At 43.8% G+C, this 7,089-nt stretch carries 8 protein-coding genes and 1 tRNA gene; 5 read left to right on the top strand and 4 right to left on the bottom strand.

All coding sequences use genetic code 11. The features are described from left to right. Nucleotides 1-668, top strand: a 668-nt coding sequence (locus tag JRI95_15580; GenBank protein ID MBW2062963.1) for a hypothetical protein, incomplete at its 5' end; no start/stop codon positions are given. Nucleotides 669-742: 74 nt separating this feature from the next. On the opposite strand, the gene JRI95_15585 is transcribed toward JRI95_15580, so the two are convergent. Continuing rightward, nucleotides 743-1,579 carry a TdeIII family type II restriction endonuclease gene (locus tag JRI95_15585; GenBank protein MBW2062964.1) on the bottom strand — a complete coding sequence of 279 codons (837 nt, stop codon included), beginning with the start codon at nt 1,577-1,579 and terminating at the stop codon, nt 743-745. A 33-nt stretch (nt 1,580-1,612) separates the two neighbouring features. Next, entirely contained in the window at nt 1,613-2,839 is a 1,227-nt protein-coding gene (locus JRI95_15590) for a class I SAM-dependent methyltransferase (protein MBW2062965.1), read from the bottom strand. A gap of 487 nt (nt 2,840-3,326) precedes the next feature. Here JRI95_15590 and JRI95_15595 point away from each other — a divergent pair, with 487 nt between their 5' ends. From JRI95_15595 to JRI95_15605, 3 genes are all read left to right on the top strand, one after another. Further along, the gene (locus tag JRI95_15595) at nt 3,327-3,599 is read left to right on the top strand and encodes a hypothetical protein (GenBank protein ID MBW2062966.1); all 273 of its coding nucleotides are present in this window, start codon (nt 3,327-3,329) and stop codon (nt 3,597-3,599) included. Between the two features lie 591 nt (nt 3,600-4,190). Then, a complete protein-coding gene (locus tag JRI95_15600; GenBank protein MBW2062967.1) occupies nt 4,191-4,397 on the top strand; it encodes a hypothetical protein in 207 nt (68 codons plus the stop codon). Next, nucleotides 4,394-4,657 (top strand): hypothetical protein, encoded by a 264-nt coding sequence (locus JRI95_15605; GenBank protein MBW2062968.1) that lies wholly within the window; start codon nt 4,394-4,396, stop codon nt 4,655-4,657. The genes JRI95_15600 and JRI95_15605 overlap by 4 nt, the downstream gene beginning before the upstream one ends. A 161-nt stretch (nt 4,658-4,818) precedes the next feature. On the opposite strand, the gene JRI95_15610 is transcribed toward JRI95_15605, so the two are convergent. Beyond that, a complete protein-coding gene (locus tag JRI95_15610; GenBank protein MBW2062969.1) occupies nt 4,819-5,754 on the bottom strand; it encodes a bifunctional riboflavin kinase/FAD synthetase in 936 nt (311 codons plus the stop codon). A gap of 96 nt (nt 5,755-5,850) precedes the next feature. Between JRI95_15610 and JRI95_15615 the strand changes: the two genes are divergently transcribed. Beyond that, nucleotides 5,851-5,937: transfer RNA gene (locus JRI95_15615), tRNA-Leu, on the top strand. A gap of 284 nt (nt 5,938-6,221) precedes the next feature. On the opposite strand, the gene JRI95_15620 is transcribed toward JRI95_15615, so the two are convergent. Then, the coding region (locus JRI95_15620; protein MBW2062970.1) for a M81 family metallopeptidase at nt 6,222-7,089 on the bottom strand (868 nt) is incomplete at its 5' end.

A 7,089-nucleotide genomic window follows, 5' to 3' on the forward strand; every position in this document is an offset into this window, starting at 1 on the left:
GTTATGAAGTTGAAATTCAGCTTGGTAGCATGGATGAAAGTCACATAATAAGAACCATTGAATACTGGGATGTAGAGCGTAAGCGTTACCCTCAATACGATCACACCGCTGTTATCGTCGCAGAGGATATAACTAGTCGATTTCTTAATGTAATAGGTCTTTTCAATGGGTTTATCCCTTTAATAGCCATCCAAATGAATGCTTTAAAATATGGGGATCATATCTCATTAGTTTGCACCACGGTTCTTGATCAAATGACACTCGGATTAGAAGATGAGGATGAGGGGGAAGTGGTAGTTGATCGCTCCTATTGGGAAAATGAAGGAACAAAAGCCACGGTCACACTTGCTGATAAACTTTTAGAATACATTCATTCGTTTGCGCCTGCCTTTAATCTTAAGTACAACAAATTTTACATTGGTTTATCTCAAGAAGGTAAAACGAACAATTTTGCTATTTTCAGGCCTCAAAAAAGCGCTATCAGATTAGAAGTACGGACCAAAAAGTCGGAGGAGATTGAAAGTCAAATCTCGGATAATGGTTTAGATCTTATGGATTATTCAAAATGGGGACGCTATCGAATTCGTTTGTCCAGAACAGATGTACATAAAAAGGGGGAGTTCATTACTCAGTTACTCAAACAAGCCTATGAAGAGGCTACTGGCTAATAATTCTAAATCTACTAGCCACTTTTCTTGATCAATATCAGTTTTTACCTATCAATCTACTTGATATTATAATTCTATAATATTTCTTCAAAGGCTTCTGAGGGAGGTGGGATTTCAAGGAATTCTCTGTATATCCTTTCTTTGTATTCTTTACCTATCTCATTTACAGCTTCAATGAAGGCTTGGTATGTACCTGTTCCACCTATTTTCTCCCAAAATTCATCTCCTATCAACACAGCTTTATCTTCTTTCATGTTAAACCATCTTGCTGGGAAACTCCACGCATAATTCTTTTTTTCACCATAAGGATTATAGGGCAGAGCGTAATATGCCTCATCGATAAGCCTTGGTTCCATGCTATATAATTTTAAAATCTTTTCTTTACTGACTTTTGTTTGGTCACTATTTGGGAGAGGAGCTTTAAGCTCAAAAGCATATTTCTTATTATTTTCTCGATTTTCGGCATAAACATCACAAATTACGGTTGTAGGTATTAGATCTTCGCTTTTTCCTTTTAAAATATAGTTCACCTCACTATCCCAGTCAGGTCTTATTTTACTTCCCCCCTTTCTCGAATATTCCAGTTTGTTAAGAACCTCGGTAATCCGCCTTAACCTCTCAGCATTAACAACTCCTTCAATCCTTCGATGAGTCGTACCATATCCAAGACCAGCATTAGCTGCTACTACAGCTAGTTTTTCCCATACATCTCCGAAAGGTGTAACAAACCTTCTTTCGAAATGTGATCCCTTGAATATTTCATCTGGAACTAGAGCAGCATAGAGGGGCTTTTTCGCACGATGTTGCTCTTTAATAAAAGGGTCTACAACGAGGACTTTATTCATAACACGCTCCATTAGCATTGTAATAACTAGCTGGATCTCAGTTTTCATTCTGTTTGGGTCAGGCATTTTAATAACCTCATAAAAATCAGAACTGAAATTTCATAGTTTTTTCCATACGAAGACACTTTCGTAAAAATTATTAGAACGTCTTCCGGTTCTGCGATTAACATGTCGGGTTACGACTTGTTCAACTTCCATCCCCGCAAGCTCAGCAATTTTATCGTATAATTTGGCCCTATCGTTTGCCACAACAACCATTCGACCCTTGCTTGACATCGAACGAGCAATTCTTCGAAAAACTTTTTCTATATCAATCTGGTATTCCTGCTGAGCTTTTTGACTTGAACCGTTAGAAGCACTTCCAATTTCCTTTTCGCGTTTATCTTTTAATCCAAGCAAATGATAAGCATAAATATGTTGCTCGTGGTAATCAATTAAACCGACGTAAGGTGGACTAGTTATTACGCCATCAATAGGAGGGAAATTGGCTTCCCGTGCATCCTCGTGCTTCACAGATATTTTTGCATCTGAACGTAATGCTGAAAATTCTTCAATACGTCGAATAGTATCAAAGCTATAACGTCTTATGAATTTGAACGCTTCTTCCGTGGGTTTACAAATTCGGGAATGTTTGTAACACCGATAAGGCTCTTTTTGTGGTTTTTTAGGAAAATCTAAATCAAAATGAGTAGTTAATCTGGCAGATCGGGCTGAACGGGAGAGTATGATTTTTAATAGATCTTTATATTTGTAACCATCCTTTTGAATAAAATATCTGTAAGCTAATAATTCTTTCAAAGCTTGGGGGGCAAACCAGTCCTTTAAGTATTGACTGTCTGTCTCTGGCATATCAGATAGAATAATGTCGGGTTCCCATAGTTCGTACTGTGGATTATTAGCTTGAGTTATTTTTCTTACTTTATTTAATATATCATGTATTTCATATTTTACTTGTGGGATGTCATATACAGCTGTTTTCGTACAGGATAATAGGACATTAAAAGCTGAAATATCATATCCAATAGAATGAATACCTAATTCATTAGCTTGAACTAAAGTCGTGCCAGAACCACAAAAAGGATCAAGGACCGTTTGCCCAGGACGAAAATACTTTCGCAAGAATATTTCGACTAACTGGGGGATGTATTTTCCTAAATACGGATGCAATCTATGGACATGCTTCGTTCTCTCCTTTTCCGGTAGATCTTTTTCCCGCCAGTCTAGATTTAGGTCCTCTAATTTGGTATTTGGAGTAACTAAACTGGCTATCGTTGGACTTTTACCATTTTGGTAGTTTTCAACTCGTCTTTCCTCATTCGTCAGCATTGTTGACCCTATGTTTTCCTTTCCGATGCAATTTTATATACGATTGTGACCGAAATATCTATCCAGAAAAGCATTTTTTTCAACAAAAGCATTGAAAATGTAAACTCATCTAAGGCACAATTGCAATCACCCTCTCCATCAGCACCAGCTCATCTTCCGATTTCACGATATCTGGATACTCCGGGTTAAGGGAGCGGAAGACAATCTGGCTGTCGCGGAAAAAGACCATTTTCACTTAGGCATTATACTCCTTGTTTTTAAAGATGACAATATCTTTACTTTTTACCGCTGAGATCGCTGAGACCGCGGAGAATCAAGTTCCTGGACCTTACCTCTGTGTTCTCTGCGCCCTCTGCGGTAAAACATCGTTCAAAACCGTCTGCCTTATGGTATCTTCTAAATTACGTTTCTAAATTACGTTTTAACTAATACGAGAGAATAAGTCTCTGCTGAAATCTGAATCTTTGGGGTTGAAGGAAAAGGTGATATGAAAAACAGAGGCGTCAGTCTGGCCAGAGCCTTGAAAGACCCCCGCGGCCGCGACTTTGAGGCCGAGCAATTAGAGGAGCACGGCCGCATTTATATCTATCGCTATGTTGCGGAGGAAGAAGTTTTTTTGCGGGCCACTATGCCAAGCGGGGCAGCGGCGCCGGTCTTCAGACGACTTGGCGGGGATGGTAAGGTTCCGGTTGATGGGTGGGTTCCTTATAAAGAGAAGCCCATATCAAGGCCCCGACTGATCAGGAGTCGTGAGACCTAGTATTGGCCTGATAATTTTCCTTTCCAGGCGGCAAGTGTCCGCCTGCACGGAATGTGTCAAAAAAATCAAATACCGCCTGGTGAAATTTCATATTTCGTCAGGAAGGGCAGGGGGTTCGGGAGGCTTTCTAAAAACAAAAATAAAACATCAGAAGTTTTTTAGTCGCCGTGTATTTTTCTGAAGACACGGTTTGATATTAGCTTCAAAGAACCTTAAAGGTGTATGCTCACCCCAAGAACATGGCATCTGTCTAAGAAAATATTATTAGTCATCCTGCCTGGGCTAGCACTTTCTTCCTATAAAAAAACCTTTAAAAACCATACTTTTGCCGGATTGTGTCTCGCATAAAACTAGTTTAAATTTGGATGAAAATCATGACAAAACAGGAATGAACTATGCTTGGACCGCTGGGAACAGGTAAAGGCAATTTGAGTTCATTTATTATAGGCCAACCTCCGCTTTTCAAAGGAACAGATGAACGGGCTGGTTTTTTTGGCGAGTATGCAGGTCCAATAGCGCCAAACCGGGGCCGCTTGATCCAGGGGCGTCCTCAAGACGTGAAAACGCTAATAAAGTTCGGAAGAGTAACTGATGAGCAGGCAGGAAATCATTGACATACTGATGCTGAGCCCTCTTTATTCTTCCCTGTCCCTCAGCGAGAAGCAGAGGGTCATGGAGGTAGTGGAGGGCCACTACCAGGCTCATCATGTTTGGGACAATCTTTTACCCCGCTCTGATTCCCATAAGAAACTTAATCGTCAGCTAAACCTTACTGAAAAGAGGGAGAGAATGCGATGAAGTATTCCAGGATGAAGGAAAAAATCAGAGAGGCTGAGCTGGACCTTGCCGTTCTATCCACTGAGGAAAAGCTTGAACGCTTGCTCGGCCTGGCTCGTCAGTTCTTGAAAGCCAAACGTAACGCCGGTCAGATCTCCATGGCAAAGGCCTCGGATGAGGAGGCCTTTTCCCTGGTGCTGTCCTGGAAAGGAGAGGCCCTCAGCCCCTTGGGCGCCGAGTGCCTGGAATGGGTCATCACCGGAGACGTCCAGGCAGTGTAATCGTTACCTTTGGATATATTTCTTTCTTGCCTTCCGGAGCTCCTGCCGTGCCTTCAGTCTGAGGTTCAGGCGGCCGGGGCTCTTGCCTCAAAGACTTTGCAGGCCTTATTATCATCTATCCAGTGTTATCAGCCGCCAGAAAAAACATACTTTATCCGCTGTTATGAGTCGGTGGTCTTCAGGATCTCTCTGGCCATCTGGCAGTCTTTTGTGATCTGATCTTTCAGCTCCTCTGGTCCGGAAAACTTCTTTTCATCTCGGATACGGGCCTGAAAATCAATCTTTATGGTCTGATCGTAGATATCGGAATCGAAATCAAAGCAGTGGACCTCCACTGAAAAGCCCACGTCGCCAAATGTAGGGTTGTAGCCGATGTTGGTCACGCCGTCATATAACCCGTCAGCATGAATCACTTTAACGGCATAAACACCGGTTTTGGGGATAAGTTCATCAATCAGCCGCAGGTTCGCGGTGGGGAAACCCAGAAGCCTGCCTCCTCTGTCCCGGCCCCGTATGACCTGGCCGGCGATACGGTAACGCCGGCCCAGTAAGGCTGGAGCTTTTTCAACATTGCCTGAGGTTATTATCTCCCGGATTCTGGTGCTTGAAATAATTTGCTGATCTGCACTGTATTGGGGTCCAATGGTTTCGACTGAAAAGCCATGTTCTTGACCCATCTTGATAAGCAGGTCTCGATTGCCTCGACCCTTACGACCGAACCGAAAATCGTACCCGATAATTATTAATTTCACTCCAATGCCTTTGACAAGGATTTGGCGTACAAAGTCCTCAGCTTCGACTTGAGCCAGTTCGGGAGTGAAATCCAGACAGATGATCGCATCCATGCCCTGGGCCTCGATTAATTCCATCTTCTGTTCATAAAGGGTGATCAAAGGCAAGCGGTTGTTTTTGTTAATAACTCGCATGGGATGAGGTTCAAAGGTCAGGACCATTGAGGTGCCTCTGGTTGCGGCGGCTCTCTGTTTGACCCGCTCGAACAGGGCTTGATGACCCAGATGGACACCGTCAAAGTTACCCAGCGTCAGGACTGGATGAGGGGATTTGCGTAATTTTTCTAAATTCCGGATAATGGGCATCTGCTGCTTGTTTCCTCGAATCGCATTTATCTTGACAAAGCTAAAGGCAGATTATAGACTAGAGCCTGTTGAGATTCAAGGGGTTTTACCTTTCAGGCCGAAGTGGCGGAATTGGTAGACGCGCTAGGTTCAGGGTCTAGTGGGTGCATGCCTGTAGGGGTTCGAGTCCCCTCTTCGGCACCATAATTATATCAAAGGGTTGCGCCAATTGGCTCAGCCCTTTTTCAGTATCAAGGGTTAGGCGGGGATTGCTCCTTATTTCTTTAATAATATTAGTCATTAATCTCACTAGGCCGATTTTATTTCTTCTCTCAATCGGCCGCTTGGTCAACGTTTTGGTTAACACTTTGAAAAAATCCCTGCATCTGATCAATAGCTTTTCGGGCGTCTTCAGCTAAACTCACCCCAATTTTTCGTTTTATAGTTTACGATTCCCGTTGAAGATTTCTTAGACGCCCGTGTTTCAGCTAGAATCCTTGGAAAATGGGCGTAAAGTCATCATCAATCGGATATATTGGCCGATCTAAATTCTTCCATAGGGGTTCTCGAACGTGACAGGTAGTCGGCCCCGGTGTGTCTAATGAAATCAAAGCCGGTGCGTAAGCGAAGGCTTGTTGGAAGTTCATTGGATTTTTAACTATGACAAACTTGCAGTTCCTCGGTTGGACACCTACCGCTATAAACTGCTCATCGGCATATTCATATGTCGGGAGCGAAGGGACTATGACCTGCACCGATCCCACTTGGAGTAGAGCCGTCGGGCCCATTCGACCTTCAAACCCCCCGGCGGGTCCTGAGGAATAGGTAAACCGGCAATCCTTATACAGTCTTAGCACTTCTGCCTCTGCCTTCACCGGTTCGCCATAGACCGCACTATGTTTGTTGCCGATACGCGCCTGGAATCTACCTCCGATACCAGCGTCTCGGGCCGCTTGCACGGTTTCCGGATCGACAATCATAATGGCTGCTGGTATACCTCCGGCAAATTCGAGTAACGCCTTAAGAACAATGGCGCTGTCACCGCTCGCACCACCTCCGACACAGTCTGACGCCTCAGAAAGAACTATGGGTTCTCCTTCAATCTTAAGCCCCTTCGCGATAGCCTCTTCAGGGCTCAATGTGGATACATCAAATTCATGCCGCCGTTCCCAAGCGGCTTTTGCTAACTCCAGCGCGATCCGATCCGCTGTCTCCGGATCGTTGTTCGTGATGACCACTGTGGCGTAACTGGCCTCGGGGAAATCCAAGCCATGCTGCACCGGGAAGTAACTTGCCGCCAGTATCTCGCCAGCATATTCCCATGCCCTTGCTCTGGCATGCAGTTCAACCAGAGGA

The organism is Deltaproteobacteria bacterium (assembly GCA_019308995.1).
GTDB lineage: Bacteria > Desulfobacterota > Desulfarculia > Adiutricales > JAFDHD01 > JAFDHD01.